The sequence below is a fragment of the Bradyrhizobium sp. 139 genome (genome assembly GCF_023074175.1).
GTDB lineage: Bacteria > Pseudomonadota > Alphaproteobacteria > Rhizobiales > Xanthobacteraceae > Bradyrhizobium.
On the sequence record NZ_JADPKS010000176.1, the window covers coordinates 54,529 to 74,510 of the forward strand.

A 19,982-nucleotide genomic window follows, 5' to 3' on the forward strand; every position below is an offset into this window, starting at 1 on the left:
CCTTGAAGCAGTCCAGGCCGGCGGATAGCATTCGGTTGGCACCTGAAAAAGTGCCAGATCGGAAAGGAATAAGGTGCCAGTTTCGGAAGGCATGATCTTTGCCCTGATCGACCTGAAGCGGGCCGATGACGAGGGGCTGGCGGTTCAACTGACGAGCCAACTCAGAAACCTGATCGCGACCGGTCGCCTCGGTAAAGGCAGCGCGCTGCCGTCGAGCCGCCGGCTTGCGGGCGATCTCGGCGTCTCGCGCAACACCGTCACCTATGCGTTCGAGCAACTTGCCGCCGAGGGATATCTCGAGACGTCGAATGGTCGCCGTCCGGTCGTCGCAATCGATGGCGGCGAACGCATCGAAGCGGCGGGCGCCGTCGCACCGAGCGTCCGCTCCGGCAAGCCGCGGCTCTCGCCTTGGGCTTCGAAGCTCAGGCAGACGGACTGGCCGATGTCCTATCAGGCGCCGCTAAGACCGTTGCGTCCGGGGCATGGCGATTTCAGGGAGTTTCCGAACGAGATCTGGGCGCGCTGCCTGCGCCGCAGCGCGGTGCGCGCGGCCAAGCGCGAGCCCGGCCCGGTCAACCGGACGCGCCTGCGTGAGGCGCTGGCGCATTATCTGGCGACCAGCAGGGGCGTCCGCGCCACCGCAGACCAGATCATGATCCTGCCGAGCGCGCAGGCCGCGCTGACCTTGATTGCGTCTGTGCTCATCTCACCCGGCGATGAGGTCTGGGTCGAGGACCCCGGCTATCCCGGCGCTGCGGCCGCTTTCCGCGCGTCCGGCGCGCGCGTGACAGGTATGAAGCTGGACGAGCAGGGCATGCAGCGGATGCCGGGACTTGCCGCGCCTAAGCTCATCTTCATGACGCCATCGCACCAGCACCCGACCGGGCGGCTGATGTCGCTCGCGCGGCGCACCGAGTTTCTCGGCCTGAGCAGGCCAGGCGGGAGCTGGATCGTAGAAGACGATTACGACGGAGAATTCCATTATGACAGCCGGCCGGTGCCGGCCTTGCAGGGGCTCGATGCCCATGGCCGTGTGTTTTATGTCGGAACGTTTTCGAAGGCGATGACGTCGGATATCCGGCTCGGCTATCTCGTCGCGCCATCAGTACTGGTCAGCACCCTCGAGATCGCACAGCGGCACATCGGGCTGATCGCCTCCAGCCACGTCCAGGAAGCGCTGGCCGAGTTCATCGGCGACGGGCATTTTCTCGCACATCTGCGCCGGATGCGCCGGCTCTACCACGCGCGGCGCGATCACCTCGCAGAGGGACTGGAGCGCCATCTGGGCGATGTGCTCTCTACCGAAGTGCCCTCGGGCGGGATTCAGCTCGTCGCCCGCCTCAAGCGCGGACGCGCCGATCGAGCGGCAGTGAAACGGCTGGTCGAGGCTGGTGTTGAAACCCGGGCCTTGTCCAGCCTGGCGCTCGGCCGTCCACCCGATCACGGCCTGCTGCTCGGCTTCGCGGCCTGGCGCGAGAATGAGATCAGCGCGGCGTTGCGGACGATGGCGTCGTGCTTCTAACCCAGGCGCGCTAGCCCACGGCCTTGGTCACGATGCGGATCTCCGAGGTCAGCGTCCGGTGCACCGGGCATTTGTCGGCGATCTCCATCAATTTCTTGCGTTGCTCGGCATCGAGCGCGCCATCCATCGCGATGTCGCGCTCGATCTGGTCGAGCATCCCCTCGCGCGTCTCGCACTCCTCGCAATCCCTGGCGTAGATCTTGGAATGCTTCAGCGTGACCGTGACGCGATCGAGCGGCAGCGACTTGCGATCGGCATAAAGGCGCATGGTCATGGAGGTGCAGGCGCCGAGGCCGGCGAGCAGGAAATCGTAAGGGCCGGGGCCGGCATCCTCGCCGCCGGCGGCGACCGGCTCGTCAGCTACCAGATGATGCGGCCCGGCGGTGACGATCTGGTCGAACTTGCTCTTGCGAGTTTCTTGCACCACGACCTTGCGCGGCAGCTCGGCGAGATCCATCGCTTTCGCAGGTTTTGCGGAATCGACGTATCGGCTCGCCCAGGCGGCGATCACGTCTGCCGCATAGAGCGCATCGGCCGGCTTGGTCAGGAGATGATCGGTGTGGTCGAGCGAGACGAAGCTCTTGGAATGCTTCGCCGCAACGAAGATCTTCGTCGCGTTGTCGATGCCGACGGTATCGTCGACTGGCGAGTGCATCACCAGTAGCGCCTTGTGCAGGCCGGTGACGTCCTGCATCAGCTCGTGCTCGGCGACGTCGTCAAGGAATTCGCGCTTGATCCGGAACGGGCGTCCCGCGAGCGAGACTTCGACCTCGCCCCGTGCGCGGATGTTGTCGACATGCTCCTTGAACAGACCGGTGACGTGCGCGGGATCGGATGGTGCTGCAACAGTCGCGACCGCTTTGGCCTCCGGGATTTCCCCTGCTGCCGCGAGGATCGCTGCGCCGCCGAGGCTGTGACCGATCAGGATCGACGGAGCCTTGCGGGTCGCGCGCAGATGATCGGCTGCGCGTACGAGGTCGGCGACGTTGGAGGAGAAAGTCGAATTCGCAAAGTCGCCTTCGCTGGAGCCGAGCCCGGTGAAGTCGAAGCGCAGCACCGCGACGCCTTTGGCTGCGAGCGCGACCGAGATGCGCTTTGCGGCTAGGGTGTCCTTACCGCAGGTGAAGCAGTGCGCGAACAGCGCGTAGGCCGTGGGCTCGCCATCCGGCAGCTCCAGCGCGGCCGCTAGCTGATGACCGCCTTCGCCCGTGAATTGAAAGCGTTCCGTCGGCATGAGGGTCCCCCGTCCTTGATTGACCTAATCGCCTGAACAACGCTGCTCGGCCCAGGGATCGCCGCGGTTATGATAGCCGCGGACTTCCCAGAATCCCGCAGCGTCGTCGGTCAGGAATTCGATCGCCTGGAGCCATTTGGCGCTCTTCCAGAAATACAGATGCGGCACGACGAGCCGTACCGGGCCGCCGTGCTCTTCGGTCAGCGGCTGGCCCGACCAGCTATGGGCGAGCAGCGCGTCTTCGGCGGCAAAGTCTTCCAGCGTTAGGTTGGTGGTGTAGCCGTCAAAGGAATGCAGCACCACAAAGCGCACCTCCTCGCGCGGCCGGCAGGCCGCCAGCAATTCGCGGGTCGCAAGCCCTTCCCACTCATTGTCATAGCGCGACCAAGTCGTCACGCAGTGGATGTCGGAAGTGAACTGCGCCTGCTTCTGTGCGGTGAACTCGGCGAAGGTCCAGAACACGGGATTTTCGATCGCACCGTAGACGTCGAGCCGCCAGCGCTCGCGCGAAACCGGCGGCACGACCCCGAGATCGAGCACCGGCCAGTCCTTGGTGAGGTGCTGGCCGGGCGGCAGGCGCTGGTCCTCCGGACGCGTGATCTTGCCCGTGAGAAAGCGGCCTTCGCGCGCCCATTTCTTCTTGGTGCGCGTCAGCTTGCTGTCGGGCGGCTCGATGTCGTCGGCCATGAGCTACTCGTGGCGATGCATTGCGGATGCGTGTTTGGTGTCGCGCATGCTGGAATAGATGATCAGCGACAGACAGATGACGCCGGCGAGATAGTAATAGAACCACTCCTCATGCCCGATGCTCTTGAAATAGAGTGCGATCGCCGGTGCCGTACCGCCGAAGATAGAGACCGTGATGGCATAGGGCAGACCGACGCCGAGGGCGCGGACATTGGTCGGGAACAGCTCGGCCTTCACCACGGCATTGATCGAGGTATAGCCGGCGACGAACAGCCAGGCCGCACAGATCAGGACGAACGCCATGAAAGGCGATTTGGTCTCCTTTAGCGTCATCAGCAGCGGCACGGTTGCGAGCGTGCCGGCGACGCCGAAGAAGATCAGCAGCGGCTTGCGCCCGATCCTGTCGGAGATGGCGCCATAGATCGGTTGCAGGATGGTCGCGAAGATCAGCGTGCCGAAGATCACGAAGGTGGTCTGGTCCTCGGTCAGCCCGACGGAGAGTTTTACGAAAGTCTGCATGTAGGTGGTGAAGGTGTAGAACGCCGCGGTGCCGCCGGCAGTGAGGCCGATCACCAGCAGCAGCTCTCGCGGATAGCGCAAGAGGTTGGTGATCGAGCCGGTCGGCTTCACCACCTTCCTGGCTTCCTCGAAGGCTTCGGTCTCATGCAGGCCGCGCCGCATCACAGCGGCAAAGATCGCCAGCATGGCGCCGATCGCGAACGGGATGCGCCAGCCCCAGGCCCTGAGTTCCTCCGGCGTAAGGAAGACCTTTTGCAGAAGCAGCAGCACGATGATGGCGGTGAGTTGGCCGCCGATCAACGTGACGTATTGAAAGCTTGAATAAAAGCCGCGGTGCTTGGGATCGGCGACCTCGCTCAAATAGGTGGCGCTGGCGCCGTATTCGCCGCCGAGGCTTAGACCCTCGATCACGCGGGCGAGCGCCAGAATCACCGGAGCGGCGAAGCCGATCGTCGCATAAGTCGGCGTCAGCGCGATGATCAGCGAGCCGAAGCACATGAAGACCACCGACAGCGTCAGCGAAATACGCCGTCCGTAGTGATCGGCGATATAGCCGAACAACCAGCCGCCCAGCGGGCGCATCAGGAAGGTCGCCGCGAACACGACGGCGACGTTCAATTGCTGCACGACCGGGTCGTTGCCGGGGAAGAAGGCCGGGGCGAAATAGAGCGCAAACGCCGTGTAAGCGTAGAAATCGTACCACTCGACGAGATTGCCGATGGAGCCGATAAAGATCGCTTTGATCCGCCGCTCGGCGTCGGCGACGTCGAAATGCTCGGAGGCCGGTTGGGTTGCTTGCTCTGTCACGTCCGGCCTCTCACTCCGCTGGTTTTGGGAGGCCTACATCGCCTTTCCAAACAGAAATGGCAACTGGCGCGGGCCCCTCACGGTTCCCTGGGACCAGGTCACGGTACCTGCCGGATCGAGCCGGAAGTCTGGAATCCGCTTCAGCCATTCCTCCAGCGCGACCTGCATCTCCATCCGCGCAAGGTTGGAGCCGACGCAGCGATGGATGCCGAGGCCGAAGGCGGCATGGCGGTTCTCCCGGCGGTCGATCACCACCTTGTCAGCGTCCGGAAACATCTTGGGGTCGCGGTTGGCCGCTGGGAAGGACAGCAGCACCATGTTGCCCGGCTTCACCGGGCAGCCCGAGATCGTGGTCTCGCCGACCACCTCCCGCGCCATCGTTACCGGCGAATAGGCGCGCAGCAGCTCCTCTACAGCAGTCGGGATCAGCGCCGGCTCGGCGATCAGGCGCTCGCGGTCGGCGGGCGTCCGGGCGAGGTGCCAGAGCGAGGAGCCGATCGCGCTCCAGGTGGTGTCGATGCCGGCGATCAGCAGCAGACGTAGCGATCCCAGAACGTGTGAGTCCTCGAGCGGATTACCCTCCTTGTCCCTGGCGTTCATCAGGTAGGAGATGAGGTCGTTGGTCGGCTTGTTCTTGCGCTCCTCGATATGGGCGCTGAAATAGGCGCTCATCTCCTGCACGGCCTGGAGCAGCTTGCTCTCGTCCTTGATGCCGAGCTCCAGGATCATGTGGATCCAGTTGATGAACAGATCGCTGTCGCTCTCGGGAATTCCGAGCATGTGGGCGATGGCCTGAACGGGGATATATTTGCTGTAGCGCGCTGCGGCGTCGACCTTGCCATCGGCGATGAACCCATCGATCAGCTCATTGCAGATCGCACGCATCCGCGGCTCCAGCTTCTTCATCGCATCCGGCGTGAACGGCGGCAGCAGCAATTGCTTGGCCGGCTTGTGCACGGGCGGGTCGGAGGTGATCGGCGGAGCGGCGTTCCTGGCGACCTCGGGCCTGACGTCACGGACGATGATGCGGCGCGAGGAGAAATGCTCGGTGTCGTTGGCGATCTCGCGCACCGCCTCGTAGGTCGTCGGCATGTAGCAGCCGAGAAAACGCTCGGTATGCACGACCGGGCTCGAGGCGCGCAGCTCCTCCCAGATCGGGAAAGGATCGTCCGTCCATTGCGGATCGGTGTGGTCGAAATCATGGACCCAGTCGGTCACGGGCGGATGGGCGGCGGGCTGGCTTACGTCGGACATCTCGAGTCCCTCGGGGTTCGTGGTCGCTGAAGACACGCGAGCGGGGCGGAGAGCGCGCTACTCCTCGATCACATCGATTGCGATTTCCGGGCAGTTGGACTTGGCAAGCCAGGCCTTGTCTTCGAGCCCCGGCGGGACCGTGCCGTCACCGGCTTCATGGGCGTTGCCGTATTCGTCGAGTTCGAACAGGTCCGGCGCCAGTGCCTTGCAGCGCGCATGGCCCTGGCATTTGTCGGGATCGACGTAAACCTTCAGTCGCTCTGCCATTGCGGCTTCCTCGGTCGTATGCGCGCGGGCCCGGAGGGCGGCGCGTTCCTCTTGTCAATTGTCCGCGGCATTTGCCGCTTGTTCTAAGTTATATGCTATTACATTCGCGACAGGCTTCCCCTGTCAAGCGCAAACTTATAGGCTTGGCCGCAACATGCGCCCACAACTTGCCCGCAAGCCTGAAAACACCTACCACCATGGCGATCTCCGCGACGCCCTGATCAAGGCCGCTCTGCGCGAGGCGGAACGGGGTGGAGCCGAGGCGATCAGCATCAAGGCGCTGGCAAAGCAGCTCGGCGTCTCCCAGCCGGCACCATATCGGCATTTCGCCGATCGCGAGGCGCTGCTTGCGGCGGCCACGGCAGAGGCATTTCGGCAGCTCAGTGCGATTTTGCGGGCGGCGATCGCGAACCCTTCCAAACAATCGAAATTGTCGCGACTGGCGCAGGCAACGCTCGATTTCGGTCTGCGCCGCAACGGCATCTACCGGTTGATGTTCGCGTCGCGCACCGTGTCATGCGCGACCAAGGGCAGCGAGTTGCACGAGGCCACGCGCGAGACCTTTGCGCTCGTGATCGACGCGCTGGAAGCGCCGGCGGTCGGCTATTTGCGCGAGCGGCAGGCGCTCAAGATCTGGGCGGCGCTGCACGGCGTGGTGATGCTCGCCGAGCAGGGCCTGTTCACCGGCGAGGCGGCGCATGCGACGCGCGAGGAACTGGTCGAGGATTTCGTGAACGAGACCAGGGCCGCGCTCGCGGTTGCGATCAAGGACGCCCGAAGGAAAAAGGTCGGCGCTTAAGACTTCGCCTTCAGCAGCCTCATCAACTTCTCGACAGCGCTGTCCGGCGTGGTCACGACCGGACGGCCTGTGGCATCGGCGACCAGCGGCGCCGTTGCCGCAATGCTGAACTGCGCCAGCGCGATCACGTCGCAATCGCGCAGGTCCTTTGACGCTTCCACAAGCAGGCGGTCATGTGTGGCGCGGTCGCCGCGGTCGAGCGCGGCCAGCGCGCCTTCAGCGAGTTTCGGCACGACTTGGGAGGACGCAGGAAACTCCGGCGGCATCGAGGCCAGCGTCGGCGGGAAGGTCGAGAGCAGGCCGATCCGCTTGCCCGTCTTGACCGCTTGTTCGATCATGGCTTCGTTCGGCTTGAGTACCGGCATCGGCGCATGCGCGCGCGCGACCGCCTCGATGCAGCGACCAAAGGCCGAGCAGGTGAACAGGATTCCATCCGCTCCCGTCGCCGCCGCGTAATCGCCGAGCGCCAGGAAGCGCTCGGTCATGGCATCGTTGAGCTTGCCGTCGCGCGCCAGATCGGCTGACAGGCTATCATCGAGCAGGTTCATCAGCTTTGCATCCGGCCACGCCTTTGCGAACGCAGCTTCGATCGGTGCGATGGAATGCTTGAGGGCGTGAATGAGGGCGATGCGCATGAGACTCGGCGTTTCTTCTCCCTTTCCCCGTTCTTACGGGGAGGGTTGGGGTGAGGGGCTCTATCCGCACGAAAAGTGAGAGTTCGACTTGCGGAAGCTCCCCCTCACTCGGATTGCTGCGCAATCCGACCTCTCTCCGCTTGCGGTCCGCTTGCGGGGAGAAGCGAACTCTTTACTTGAACGGCACCGCGTACATCAAGCCGCCCTTGCTCCAGAGGCCGTTGAGGCCGCGCTCGAGCTTGAGCGGGCTCGCCTTGCCCACATTGCGCTCGTAGATCTCGCCGTAATTGCCGGTGGCCTTGATCGCCGTGACCAGCCATTTGTTGTCGATCCCAAGCCGCGAGCCGAGGTCGCCGGACGCACCGAGCAGCCTCTGGATCGCGGGCGTCTGCGACTTCGCCATCTCGTCGACATTGGCTTGCGTGACGCCGAGCTCTTCGGCCTCGATCAGGCCATAATGCAGCCAGGTGATGATGTCGCTCCAGACCTCGTCGCCGTTGCGGGTGAAGGGACCGAGCGGCTCCTTGCTGATGGTCTGCGGCAGCACGACGTAGTCGGCCGGATTCGGCGCCGCGGTCGTCACGGCGCCGGCGAGCGCGGAGGCATCCTGGGTCATGGCATCGCAGCGGCCGCCGAAGAAGGTCTGGTACATGGTGTCGACGCGGTCGAACACCAAGGGCTTCCAGTCGATGCCGTTGGCGCGGCCGTAATCGCCGAGCGTGACCTCATGCGTGGTGCCCTGCGCGACGCAAACGGTAGCGCCCTTGAGGTCCTTGATCTCCTTCACGCCGAGATCCTTCTTCACGACAAACCCCTGGCCGTCGTAGAAGTTGATGGGGCCTTGCCGCAGGCCCAGCGTGACGCCGCGCAGATAAGTCTGCGTCGAGTTGCGGTAGAGCACGTCGATCTCGCCCGATTGCAGGGCGGTGAAGCGGTTCTGCGCTGTCAGCGAGACGTAACGCACCTTGCTGGCATCGCCGAGCACGCCGGCTGCGAGCGCGCGGCAATACTCGACGTCGAGACCCTTGTAGTTGCCTTGTGAATCCGGCGCGGAGAAGCCGGCGAAGCCGGCGCTGACGCCGCATATCAGCGTGCCGCGGCTCTTCACCGTGTCGAGCGTCGCGGCCGACGCGATCACCGTCGATGCCGCGAGCACGCTCGCTGCGATAACCACTTTCCTCATCATGCTACTCTCCCCTCAATGATTGACACTACGCAATACGTTGTCGACGGCCGTGCCGAGCTTGTCGACGATCAGATCGATCTCGTCCGGCGAAGCGATATAGGGCGGGGCCAGCAGCACGTGGTCGCCGCGGACGCCATCCACCGTGCCGCCGCCGGGATAGCAGCCGAGCCCGTTGGCGAAGGCTTCCGCCTTGATCTTCTGGTTGAGCTTGAGCGCGGGATCGAACGAGGTGCGGCTGGCGCGGTCGGCCACGAGCTCGATGGCCCAGAACAGCCCGCGTCCCCTGATGTCGCCGACATGGCGGTGATTGCCGAATCGCTCGGTCAGGCGCTGCTCGAGTTGTCGGCCGCGCTTCTTCACGCTATCGAGCAGGCCGTCTTCACGGATCACCTCCTGCACCGCGAGTGCGGCTGCGCAAGCGAGGGGATGTGCCAGGTAAGTATGGCCGTGCTGGAACGCGCCCGAGCCGGCGCGGATAGTGTCGATAATCTTGCCGCTCGCAAGCATGGCGCCGATCGGCTGATAGCCGCCGCCGAGCCCCTTCGCGATCGCCTGGATGTCTGGGGCCACGCCCTCCTGCTCCCAGGCATGCGTGGTGCCGGTGCGGCCCATGCCGCACATGACTTCATCGAGGATGAGCAGGGCGCCATGCCGATTGCAGATATCGCGCACGGCCCTGAAGTAGCCGTCCGGTGCAGTGACGGCACCGGCGGTGGCGCCGACGACGGGCTCGGCGAGGAATGCTGCGACGGTATCCGGGCCGAGCCGTTGGAATTCGGCTTCGAGTTCGGCGGCGAGCCGCGCCGCGAACTGCGCATCCGATTCACCATCGTGCTTCTCGTGATAGCCGAAGGCAGGGGTCACATGGCTGAAAGCGCCGGAGAGCAGCGGTGTATAGGGCGCACGCCGCCAGGCATTGCCGCCGGCGGCAAGCGCGCCGAGCGTGTTGCCGTGATAGCTCTGCCGCCGCGCGATGAAATGCTGCCGCTGCGGCTCGCCACGTTCGATATAGTATTGCCGCGCGAGCTTGATGCTGGCTTCGATCGCCTCCGATCCGCCGCTGACGAAATAGGCGTAGGCGAGACCACCGGGTTCGTGCCCGACCAGCGTCTCGGCCAGCGCTTCGGCAGGCTCGGAGGAGAAGAAGGCGGTGTGCGCATAGGTCAGCGTCGAGGCTTGTTTTGCCATCGCCGCGATCACGCGCGGATGCTGATGGCCGAGGCAGGAGACGGCTGCGCCGCCGGAGGCGTCGATCACGCGCCGTCCGTCCTCGGCGAAGAGATAGACGCCTTCGCCGCCGATCGCCTTGGGCGGCGTCTCACGCAATGAGCGGTGCAGCACGCGGCTGGTGCGAGCGGCCATGGGTCAGCCTTTCTCTGAAACGTAAGTGGAGGCCGCAGCGAGCCGCGCCTCGCTAGTTTCCAGGCGCTTCTTCGCGGCCGTGCCGCCGAGCGAGAATGTTACCGCCGCGAGCGACTGCGCAATCGCGATGGCGCCCGTGAGGCTCGGGAAGAAGCCGGGGGACGAGGCCGCCTCAAACAGCAGCACGTGGTCGGCGCCTTCAGCCATCGGAGCCGAGAGGCTGTCCGCGATCGCGATCAGCGTTGCGCCGGGACGATGGGCGGCCTGCGCAACGCGGACGCTTGCATGCGTGTAGGGCAGGAACCCGATGACGATGACGGCTTCGCGGGGACGGAAGGCGCCGAGATCGAGATCGTCGGGGCCGGACACGCCGACGAGTTGCACCTGTTCGGGGCGGAACAGCCGGAGCTCGTAGTTCAGCAGCTCCGCAACGCTTCGGCAGCTTCGATAACCGGCAATCCAGATACGCTTGGCGTCGTGCAGCGCGCGGGCCGCGTCCGCAATCGGCTGGGCCGGAATACGCGGAAGACCGGCGCCCTCGGCCTCGAGCTTGTCGGTGATGAGGGCGACATCGGCGTTCGGGCCGTGACGATGGCTTTTGGCGCGCCCGGAGAAGGGTGCCGTCTGCAACGGCCGCCGCGCTTCGGTGAGTGCGGCGCGCAATTGCTCCCAGCCGGAATAGCCGATGGCCTTCGCAAGCCGGGTGAATGCGGTGGGATCGGCGCCGGCCTCGGCGGCGAGATCGCGCATCGAACGCGTGGTGGCATCGTAGTCATTGGCGGCAACGAAGCGGCCGACCTCCTGCAAGCGCAGGGGGAGCGATGGCAACGCAATGCGGAGTTCGCTCAAGGGCGAGAATTTCGCGGGCTCGGCCATGAAACATTTGTTGCACGCTTTTGGGATTGGTGCAACAGTTGACGTGCGCCGCCGGAAATCGTTGCTGTTGAGAAGGATTTTTGCGCTGTGACCTCAGACAGTCCGAGACCGCCGCCTCGTCGTCGCTTCTTCGGCGCATGGGGGCGCCGCGAGCTGCAAGGCCTGTTCTGGCAGGTGCTCGTCGTCGGGATCGCGCTTGGGGTTATCGCTTTCCTCTGGTCCAACACCGTCACCAATCTCTCGGCCCGGCGTATCACGACCGGATTCGCCTTCCTCGGCCGCGAAGCCGGCATGCCGATCGCCGACAGCCTGCTCGCCTACAATCCGAGAGACACGTACCTGTGGGCCTTCGTCGTCGGCGTCGCCAACACCTTGCGCGTCGCCGTGATCGGCATCGCGCTCGCAACAATCCTGGGCACGCTGATCGGGATATCGCGATTGTCCGCCAACTGGCTGTTGTCGCGGGTTGCTGCCGTCTATGTCGAGACGCTCCGCGATATCCCGCTGCTGCTTCAGCTCCTGTTCTGGTACGTCCTGATGCAGTCGCTGCCGGCCGCGCGCGCGGCGTTCCGGCCGGTCGAGGGCGTGTTTCTGTCCAATCGCGGCCTGATCCTGCCGGCGATTCCGGTCGGCCCGCCGCAGCTCTGGGTGCTCGGTACGGCAGTGCTCGGGCTTGCCGTGTTCTATCTGATCAGGCGATGGCTGATCGCGCAGCAGATGCGTGACGGCAAGCCGCGGCCGGCCTGGCCCTTTGCGGTTGGCCTCATCCTCGCGCTGCCGGCGCTGGTGTCCGTGCTGCTCGGCGTGTCCTGGACGATCGAATGGCCCGAACTGCGCGGCTTCAACTTCGTCGGCGGCCTGACGCTCGCGCCGGAATATTTCGCGCTGCTGATCGCGCTCGTCACCTACACCTCCGCCTTCATCGCCGAGATCGTGCGCAGCGGCATCCAGTCTGTGCCGCGGGGGCAGTGGGACGCTGCCAATGCGCTCGGCCTGCGCCGCAGCTTCATGCTGCGGCAGATCATCCTGCCGCAGGCGCTGCGTGTCATCGTGCCGCCGATGACGAGCCAATATCTCAATCTGACCAAGAACTCCTCGCTCGCGGTCGCGATCGGGTACCAGGACGTGGTCTCTATCGCCAATACCACGCTGAACCAGACCGGGCAGGCGATCGAGGCGATCGCACTGATCATGGCGGTGTTCTTGACCATCAGCCTCGGCATCAGCTTCTTCATGAACTGGTACAATTCGCGCATCGCGCTGGTGGAGCGCTGATCATGACGGCGATCACGGACATTCCAGACGCCCCGCGTGCTGCCCGCCGCCCGCAGATGGGCAACCCGGTGCTGCGCTGGCTGCGCACCAATTTGTTCTCGTCGATCCCGAACGGCATTCTCTCGGTCGTGCTGCTGGCGATCCTCGCCAAGGGCATCTTCAGCTTCGTGCAGTGGGGCATCGCGAACGCGGTGTGGCTCACGCCGGCAAACGACTCCAGCGCCTGCCGCGCGGCACGCGGCCTCGGCGCCTGCTGGGCGATCATCCCCGAAAAATACCGCTTCATCCTGTTCGGCACCTATCCGTTCGACGAGCAGTGGCGGCCGGCGCTGTCGGTCCTGCTGTTCATTGCGCTGTTCTATCTGTCCTCCCGCCGCGTCCTATGGCGTCGCGAGTTGGTCTATCTCTGGATCGGTGCGCTGGCGCTGATCAGCTTGCTGATGTGGGGCGGCGTGCTCGGCTTGTCGTTTGTCTCGCAGGACCGTTGGGGCGGACTGCCTGTGACGCTGATTTTGGCGACGTTCGGCCTCGCTTTCGGCTTCCCGCTCGGCATCCTCGTCGCGCTCGGCCGGCGCTCAAAGCTGCCGGCGATCCGCTCGCTTAGCGTGCTCTATGTCGAGCTGATCCGCGGCGTGCCGCTGGTCAGCCTGTTGTTCATGGCGAGCGTGATGTTTCCGCTGTTCATGCCGAGTGGATTCAACATCGACAAGCTGCTGCGCGCACAGGTCGCGATCATCCTGTTCGCGGGCGCCTATCTGGCTGAAGTCATCCGTGGCGGCCTCCAGGCCGTGCCGCGCGGGCAATATGAGGCCGCCGATGCGCTGGGGCTGTCCTATTGGCGCAAGCACCGGCTGATCGTCCTGCCGCAGGCGATCCGCCATGTCATCCCGCCGCTGGTCAACACTTTTATCGCGTTCTTCAAGGACACCAGCCTGGTCCTGATTATCGGCATCTTTGACCTGCTGACGACGGCGAAGACAGCGATCATCGATCCCGCCTGGCAGCAATTCTCCGTGGAAGTCTATATCTTCGTCGCCGCGATCTACTTTGTCTTCTGTTTCGCGATGTCGCGGTATAGCCGGAGCCTCGAGGCGACGAGCGGAAGGTGAGGCGATCTTCCTTCTCCCCTTGTGGGCTAAGGCGTGCACACATTTTTGTTGCCAAGATGGAATCGAGTCTGATTCCTTTCGGTGCGGTCCACAAGAGGGATGGCCGCATTGATGGAAGAGCTTGATTGGTCAGTTGGCCGCTTTGGCGATGCCCGGCTGGCCAAAAGGGGGCGCTGTTGTTGCAGCGCGCCGTTGAACGCGTCACGGTGAATCTGCGATCGGCGAGCGATGGCCGAGCCGAGTGGGTGGGGTTCAGCCGCTGGCTGAACAATCCGAGCGTGACAGCCGAGGAAATTGCCGTGCATAGCGCAGAAGCGCTGTCGGAGCGTGTCGCGGGCTTGCATGTGCTTGCGATCCAAGACACCACGGAACTGAACTACGCCAAGCACGCCGGGCGCATATGGGGGCTTGGGCCATCCGGCAATGGGCGCGATCCGGGCTTGTTCGTGCATCCGGTGCTGGCGATTGATGCAGGCAGCGGAGCCTTGCTCGGGTTGGCTGGAATGCAGATTTGGACGCGCGAGGGGCCTGCGTCCGCCAACTACCGCCAGCAGCCGATCGAAGAGAAGGAATCCCATCGTTGGATCAAGGGGGCGGAGAGCGCCAAGAGCGCCCTTGCTTCGGCGGCGATGGTCACCGTGATCGGCGACCGCGAGAGCGACATCTACGAAGAGTTCGACCGGATCCCGGACGGGCGCACCCACTTGCTGACGCGCGCCTGTCGTGATCGCGCCCTGGTGGGCGGCGGCAGGCTGTTCGACATAACCGAGACCTGGCCGGTCCGGCATCGCTTCAAGTTGGAGGTTCGAGCGCAGCCCGGTCGTCCAGCGCGCACAGCCGAGGTGGCGGTGCGCTTTGACGAGGTCGCGATCAAGCGCCCGGCCAATTGCAGCGATCCCGCCGCCGCACGTCAACTGACCCTGCGCCTGGTCGAAGCGAGGGAGCTTGATCCAGCGGTTGAGAAGCCGATCCATTGGCGCCTTCTCACCACCCACGCAGTCACGACGGTTGCGCAAGCGCTGCAGATCGTCGCCTGGTATCGCCAGCGATGGCACATCGAACAGTTGTTCCGCACCAGCAAGAGTCAGGGGCTCGACGTCGAGAGCAGTCAGGTCGAAGCCGCCGAGGCGCTGTTCAATCTCGCCGCCATCGCGATGATCGCGGCCACCAAGATCATGCAGCTCGTCCTCGCCCGTGACGGCACTGTCGACCGCCCCGCCACCGACGTGGTCGCAGCGGATCAATTGCCGATGCTCGAGGCCTTGCAGGTCCGTCTCGAAGGAAAGACCGCCAAGCAAAAGAACCCACATACCAGGCACTCCATCGCTTGGCTTGCCTGGATCGTTGCGCGCCTTGGCGGTTGGACCGGCTACGCTTCCGAGCGTCCGCCCGGTCCAATCACCATGCGAAGAGGCTGGTACCGCTTCCAACAAATGGCTCAAGGATGGAACCTCAAAAATGTGTGCACGCCTTAGCCCCTTGTGGGAGAAGGTGGCGCGAAGCGCCGGATGAGGGGTTCTATCCTCATATTCACTGCGAGAGATGCATTCGTGGAGAGATACCCCTCACCCGTCTCGCCGCTATGCGGCGAGCCACCCTCTCCCACAAGGGGCCCACAAGGGGAGAGGGGAACTACCGAGCACACGTTATAGATCGCGTTACTTCTTCACCCGCGGATCGATTGGCGTGGTCCCGCGCAGACCCAGAATATCCTCCAGCACCTTCGCTCCTGCGATCACCTGCGCATCTGCGCGCGGCGCGCCAACCACCTGCACGCCGACCGGCAAGCCAGACGTCGTGAAGCCACAGGGCAGCGACAGCGACGGGCAGCAGGCGAGTGTGATCGCGTAGACGATGCCGAGCCATTCGACATAATTCTCGAACGTCTTGCCCGCGCACTCGGCGACATAGCGATGCTCGATCGGGAAGGGCGGCACGATCGTGGTCGGCGCCAGCAAGAGATCATAGGTCTTGAAGAACTCGATTGCGCGCGCGGTCATGCCGACGCGCTGCGTCTCGGCGCGCGCGAGTTGCTCGACGGTGAGATTGAGGCCCTCCTCGATGTTCCAGATCACCTCGGGCTTCAGAAAGTCGCGCTTGGTACGCAGCAGATTGGCCTTGGTGATCGCGAAATCGAAGGCGCGCAGCACGTGAAAGCATTCATGCGCCTCGCGCCAGTCCGGATGCGCCTCCTCCACGATCGCGCCAGCCTCCGCAAAGCGTTCCGCGGCCATGCGCGTGATCGCCTTGACTTCAAGGTCGACCGGCGTGATGCCGAGATCAGGCGAATAGGCGATGCGCTTCGGCCTTTTGCCTGACTGCGCCGCCGACAGGAACGAGGTCGCGGGTGCGGGCAGCGAAAGCGGATCGGCGGCATAGTCGCCACTCATGGCGTCGAGCAGCAGCGCAAGATCCTCGACGTTGCGCGCCATCGGCCCCACCACGCCGAGATTGCGGTCGATCGCCGATTTGGGCGTATGTGCGACGCGCCCGATGCTCGGCCGCATGCCGACCACGCCGCAGAAGGCCGCAGGGCTGCGCAGGCTGCCGCCCATGTCCGATCCCTGCGCAAGCCAGGCCATGCCGGTGGCAAGTGCAACCGCTGCGCCACCGGAGGAGCCGGCCGCCGATTTCGAAATGTCCCAGGGATTGAGGGTCGCGCCGAACACTTCGTTGAAAGTGTTGGCGCCGGCGCCGAATTCCGGTGTGTTGGATTTGGCGTAGACGACCGCGCCATTGGCTTCGAGGTTCTCGACCATGAGATCGGACTGCTCAGGCACATTGTCCTTGAAGATCGGCGAGCCCTGTGTGTTCAGCACGCCCGCGACATCGGTCAGGTCCTTGATCGGCACCGGCAGGCCCGCGAGCAGCCCGCGCGCGCCGGCCGGTCTCCGCATAAGCGCCTTGGCGCTATCCCGCGCCCGATCGAAGCATAGCGTCGGCAGCGCGTTGACCTTGCCGTCGACCTCACCGATGCGCTTCTCCAGCGCATCCAGCAGCTCGAGCGGAGAGACATCGCCGGACCGCAGCTTGTCGACGACGGCGCAGGCGGTTTCGCGGATCAGGTCTTGAGACAACTATTCTACTCCTGTGCTTATTCAATTGCCATTGCGAGCGCAGCGAAGCGATCCAATCTGGTCACCACGGAGGGATCAGGATTGTTTCGCTGCGCTCGCAACGACGCGGATAGAATTAACCCCAACCCGCGCTGATGCCGCCATCCACCGTATAGATGACCCCCGACGTGTATCCGGCGCGATCCGACGCGAGGAACGCCATGAGGTCGCCGATCTCGCGCGCATGTGCGGGCCGGCCGAGCGGCAGGCCCTTCTGGAATTCCTTGTAGCGGGTCTCGTCGCCGAACTGATTTTTTGCCCTGGTCTTGAGCAGTGTGACATGGCGGTCGGTGCCGACAGGGCCGGGGTTGATGCCGACCACGCGGATGTTGTCAGCGAGGCTCTTGCCCCCGAGCGCGCGGGTGAACGCCATCAGCGCCGCGTTGCCGGCGCTGCCGCAGATGTAGTTGGCGTCGAATTTCTCGCCGGCCGCACCGATGTCGTTGACGATCACGCCTGCGCCCTTGGCCTTCATCTGCGCGTAGATCTGCCGCGTCAGGTTGATGTAGCCGAACACTTTCAATTCCCAGGCGTGCCGCCAGGTCGCCTCGTCGATTTTGTCGATGGAGCCGCCGGGAATGTCACCGGCATTGTTGACGAGCACGTCGATATCGGCGGCTTCCCTGGCGAGCCGCGCGACGTCCTCTGCTGTCCGCAGATCCACGATGCTCGTCGCGGCATCGATCTGGTGCGCCGAGCGCAAGCGATCCGCGAGTGCCTTGAGCTGATCGCCGCTGCGGGCGGCGAGCAGGAGATGGCAGCCTTCCTCGGCGAATGCCTCGGCGGCGGCTGCGCCAATGCCCTTTGACGCGCCCGTGATCAGGACGCGCTTGCCACGCAGATGCAGATCCATGGGAATTGCTCGCAGGATAGGAACAGGATGAAATCAGTAGGCGGTCGGCCGCGCCATGGTCAACATTGCAGTGCAGCGTTGCACTGCCGCTGACTTTGGTCCATTGCAGTGCGATCAAAAAGGCGGCGGTCGCCGGACTGACCAGGGACGTTTTCGATGAGCAAGAAGCAATACCGGATCGCGGTTATTCCCGGCGACGGCATCGGCAAGGAAGTGATGCCCGAAGGCCTGCGCGTTTTGGAAACGGCAGCAAAGAAGCACGGGGTGTCCCTGCATTTCGATCATTTCGACTTCTCGTCCTGGGATTATTACGAGAAGCACGGTCAGATGATGCCTGATGACTGGAAGGAGAAGATCGGCAATCATGACGCGATCTACTTCGGCGCGGTCGGCTGGCCGGCCAAGATCCCGGATCACGTGTCGCTATGGGGCTCGCTGATCAAATTCCGCCGCGAGTTCGACCAATATGTGAACCTGCGCCCCGTGCGGCTGATGCCCGGCGTGCCCTCGCCGCTGGCGAACCGCAAGCCCGGTGACATTGATTTCTGGGTGGTGCGTGAGAACACCGAAGGCGAATACTCCTCCGTCGGCGGCCGCATGTTCCCGGACACCGACCGCGAATTTGTCATGCAGCAGACGGTGATGACCCGCATCGGCGTCGACCGCATCCTGAAATTCGCCTTCGAGCTCGCGCAGTCGCGGCCGAAGAAGCATCTGACCTCGGCGACCAAGTCGAACGGCATCTCCATCACCATGCCCTATTGGGACGAGCGCGTGGAGACGATGGCCAAGAAGTTTCCGGGCGTGAAGTGGGACAAGTACCATATTGACATTCTGACCGCGAACTTCGTGCTGCATCCGGATTGGTTCGACGTCGTGGTCGGCTCGAATTTGTTCGGCGACATCCTCTCCGATCTCGGCCCCGCCTGCACCGGCACCATCGGCATCGCGCCGTCAGGTAACATCAATCCCGAGGGCGATTTCCCGTCGGTGTTCGAGCCGGTGCACGGCTCGGCCCCCGATATCGCTGGCCAAGGCATCGCCAACCCGATCGGAGCAATCTGGTCAGGTGCGATGATGCTCGAGCATCTCGGCGAGAAGGAAGCCGGCAAGTCGATCGTGGACGCGATCGAGCGCACGCTTGCAGAGCGCACGCTCCGCACCAAGGATCTCGGCGGCAATGCCGACACCACGGCCTGCGGCAAGGCGGTCGCGGAGATGGTGGATTAGGGGTAGGTGCTAACCACGCGGTTGTCCCCGGCGGAAGCCGGGATCCATTACCCCAGGGAGTGGTTGCGGTACTCGCTGGTAACCGCGAGTTTTCGCAGAACATCTCCCGGTGGTTATGGCTCCCGGATCTGCGCTTCGCTTCGCTGCGCTTCCGGGACGACAGCAGTTGTGATGGCCTACCCAGCGATCTTCTCGATCGCAGCCTGATCCAGTCCGAACTTCTTCCCGGCTTCAAGAATCTCCTGCCAGGTGGTCGGATCGACCGGGACGCCTTCGGCGAGGCGCTTTGTCTTGGTCTCGCGCTCGGGCTCGCCGGCGATCTTCACCTTATCGACGCCGGGGCCGGGTGGCGAGCCGGTGTGCCAGGCGACGAAGCTTTCGACTTCGCGCGCCAGATTCTCGCCGGTGCCGAGCTTGCTCGGGTCGATGACGATCGAGAGCATGCCATTGAGGACGTTGTGCTTGCCGTCGGACGGGCCCTTGACCACCCGCCCGCCGGAGAGCGCACCGCCCAGGATTTCGCACACCAGCGCGAGCCCCGAACCCTTGTGCTCGCCGAACGGCAGGATGGCTCCGTGCGGCGCGATCACGGTGTAGCGCGGGTTGTTGGTCGGCTTGCCCTCGTTGTCGATGATGGTGCCGGGCTCGAGCTCGACGCCCTTGTTGTGGGCGACGCGGGTCTTTCCCTGCGCGATCCTGCTGGTGGCGAAGTCGAGCACAATCGGCTCCTTCCCGGCGCGCGGAATGCCGACGCAGAACGGGTTGGTGCCGTGGCGCGCGTCGCTGCCGCCCCAGGGTGCCACGATCGGGCGCGAGATCACGTTGACGAAGTGGATCGACACCAGCCCGTGATCGATGCACTGCTCGGCCCAGTGGCCGATGCGACCGATGTGATGTGCGTTGGAGAGGCCGACGAGACACACGCCGTTGCTCTTGGCGCGCTCGGCGGCCAGCTCCATCGCTTCATAGCCGATCACTTGGCCATAGCCGGTGAGGCCGTCGAGGGTGAGAAGCGGACCCGTGTCGAGCACGATCTTGACGTGCTGGTTCAGCGCGAGGCCGCCCGTGGTGACGCTCTGGACATAGCGCGGGATCATGCCGACGCCGTGCGAGTCATGTCCCCTAAGATTGGCCTCGACCAGGTTCGTGGATACGAGTTCGGCCTCGCGGTCTGTGGAGCCCCCGGCCTTGACAATGGCGCGGACGACGTTGGTGAGCGACTCTGCCTTGATGGTGCGATAGTCGGCCATT

Annotated in this window: 18 protein-coding genes; 6 read left to right on the forward strand and 12 right to left on the reverse strand. The window is 64.3% G+C overall.

Annotated elements, in window-relative coordinates:
- Nucleotides 1–91 precede the first annotated feature (91 nt).
- Nucleotides 92–1,522 (forward strand): PLP-dependent aminotransferase family protein, encoded by a 1,431-nt coding sequence (locus tag IVA80_RS37925; RefSeq protein ID WP_247440288.1) that lies wholly within the window; start codon nt 92–94, stop codon nt 1,520–1,522.
- A 10-nt stretch (nt 1,523–1,532) separates the two neighbouring features.
- On the opposite strand, the gene IVA80_RS37930 is transcribed toward IVA80_RS37925, so the two are convergent.
- Genes IVA80_RS37930 through IVA80_RS37950 form a run of 5 tightly spaced genes read right to left on the reverse strand, consistent with a single transcriptional unit; the run spans nt 1,533 to nt 6,290 of the window.
- Complete coding sequence (locus IVA80_RS37930) at nt 1,533–2,756, reverse strand: bifunctional alpha/beta hydrolase/OsmC family protein (protein ID WP_247440224.1); 1,224 nt, start codon at nt 2,754–2,756, stop codon at nt 1,533–1,535.
- A gap of 24 nt (nt 2,757–2,780) precedes the next feature.
- The gene (locus IVA80_RS37935; protein ID WP_247440225.1) at nt 2,781–3,443 is read right to left on the reverse strand and encodes a sulfite oxidase-like oxidoreductase; all 663 of its coding nucleotides are present in this window, start codon (nt 3,441–3,443) and stop codon (nt 2,781–2,783) included.
- Between the two features lie 3 nt (nt 3,444–3,446).
- Nucleotides 3,447–4,769 (reverse strand): MFS transporter, encoded by a 1,323-nt coding sequence (locus IVA80_RS37940; protein WP_247440226.1) that lies wholly within the window; start codon nt 4,767–4,769, stop codon nt 3,447–3,449.
- Nucleotides 4,770–4,802: 33 nt separating this feature from the next.
- Nucleotides 4,803–6,023, reverse strand: coding sequence for a cytochrome P450 (locus IVA80_RS37945; protein WP_247440227.1), 1,221 nt, complete (start codon nt 6,021–6,023; stop codon nt 4,803–4,805).
- A gap of 57 nt (nt 6,024–6,080) precedes the next feature.
- Nucleotides 6,081–6,290, reverse strand: coding sequence for a ferredoxin (locus IVA80_RS37950; protein ID WP_247440228.1), 210 nt, complete (start codon nt 6,288–6,290; stop codon nt 6,081–6,083).
- A 154-nt stretch (nt 6,291–6,444) separates the two neighbouring features.
- On the opposite strand from IVA80_RS37950, the gene IVA80_RS37955 reads away from it, so the two are divergent.
- Nucleotides 6,445–7,089, forward strand: a complete 645-nt coding sequence (locus tag IVA80_RS37955; RefSeq protein WP_247440229.1) for a TetR/AcrR family transcriptional regulator — start codon at nt 6,445–6,447, stop codon at nt 7,087–7,089.
- Here the strand turns inward: IVA80_RS37955 and IVA80_RS37960 are convergent.
- The 4 genes from IVA80_RS37960 to IVA80_RS37975 all read right to left on the reverse strand — a co-directional run bounded on the left by IVA80_RS37960 (nt 7,086) and on the right by IVA80_RS37975 (nt 11,148).
- Nucleotides 7,086–7,724 (reverse strand): aspartate/glutamate racemase family protein, encoded by a 639-nt coding sequence (locus tag IVA80_RS37960; protein WP_247440230.1) that lies wholly within the window; start codon nt 7,722–7,724, stop codon nt 7,086–7,088. The two genes, IVA80_RS37955 and IVA80_RS37960, sit on opposite strands and share 4 nt — an antisense overlap.
- Before the next feature lie 172 nt (nt 7,725–7,896).
- Nucleotides 7,897–8,910 carry an amino acid ABC transporter substrate-binding protein gene (locus tag IVA80_RS37965; protein ID WP_247440231.1) on the reverse strand — a complete coding sequence of 338 codons (1,014 nt, stop codon included), beginning with the start codon at nt 8,908–8,910 and terminating at the stop codon, nt 7,897–7,899.
- 12 nt (nt 8,911–8,922) lie between these two features.
- Nucleotides 8,923–10,272 (reverse strand): aspartate aminotransferase family protein, encoded by a 1,350-nt coding sequence (locus IVA80_RS37970; protein WP_247440232.1) that lies wholly within the window; start codon nt 10,270–10,272, stop codon nt 8,923–8,925.
- Between the two features lie 3 nt (nt 10,273–10,275).
- Nucleotides 10,276–11,148 (reverse strand): MurR/RpiR family transcriptional regulator, encoded by an 873-nt coding sequence (locus IVA80_RS37975; RefSeq protein WP_247440233.1) that lies wholly within the window; start codon nt 11,146–11,148, stop codon nt 10,276–10,278.
- 87 nt (nt 11,149–11,235) lie between these two features.
- Between IVA80_RS37975 and IVA80_RS37980 the strand changes: the two genes are divergently transcribed.
- The 3 genes from IVA80_RS37980 (at nt 11,236) to IVA80_RS37990 (ending at nt 15,007) form a co-directional block, all read left to right on the forward strand.
- A complete protein-coding gene (locus IVA80_RS37980; RefSeq protein WP_247440234.1) occupies nt 11,236–12,423 on the forward strand; it encodes an ABC transporter permease subunit in 1,188 nt (395 codons plus the stop codon).
- Between the two features lie 2 nt (nt 12,424–12,425).
- Entirely contained in the window at nt 12,426–13,532 is a 1,107-nt protein-coding gene (locus IVA80_RS37985) for an amino acid ABC transporter permease (RefSeq protein ID WP_247440235.1), read from the forward strand.
- A gap of 176 nt (nt 13,533–13,708) precedes the next feature.
- Nucleotides 13,709–15,007, forward strand: a complete 1,299-nt coding sequence (locus tag IVA80_RS37990) for an IS4 family transposase (protein WP_247440236.1) — start codon at nt 13,709–13,711, stop codon at nt 15,005–15,007.
- 183 nt (nt 15,008–15,190) lie between these two features.
- Here IVA80_RS37990 and IVA80_RS37995 read toward each other — a convergent pair whose 3' ends face one another.
- Nucleotides 15,191–16,609, reverse strand: coding sequence for an amidase family protein (locus IVA80_RS37995; protein ID WP_247440238.1), 1,419 nt, complete (start codon nt 16,607–16,609; stop codon nt 15,191–15,193).
- A gap of 115 nt (nt 16,610–16,724) precedes the next feature.
- Nucleotides 16,725–17,501, reverse strand: a complete 777-nt coding sequence (locus IVA80_RS38000) for an SDR family oxidoreductase (RefSeq protein ID WP_247440240.1) — start codon at nt 17,499–17,501, stop codon at nt 16,725–16,727.
- A 156-nt stretch (nt 17,502–17,657) separates the two neighbouring features.
- Between IVA80_RS38000 and IVA80_RS38005 the strand changes: the two genes are divergently transcribed.
- Nucleotides 17,658–18,731 carry a tartrate dehydrogenase gene (locus IVA80_RS38005; RefSeq protein ID WP_247440242.1) on the forward strand — a complete coding sequence of 358 codons (1,074 nt, stop codon included), beginning with the start codon at nt 17,658–17,660 and terminating at the stop codon, nt 18,729–18,731.
- Between the two features lie 176 nt (nt 18,732–18,907).
- On the opposite strand, the gene IVA80_RS38010 is transcribed toward IVA80_RS38005, so the two are convergent.
- The gene (locus IVA80_RS38010; RefSeq protein WP_247440243.1) at nt 18,908–19,981 is read right to left on the reverse strand and encodes a malate/lactate/ureidoglycolate dehydrogenase; all 1,074 of its coding nucleotides are present in this window, start codon (nt 19,979–19,981) and stop codon (nt 18,908–18,910) included.
- Nucleotide 19,982: the final 1 nt, after the last annotated feature.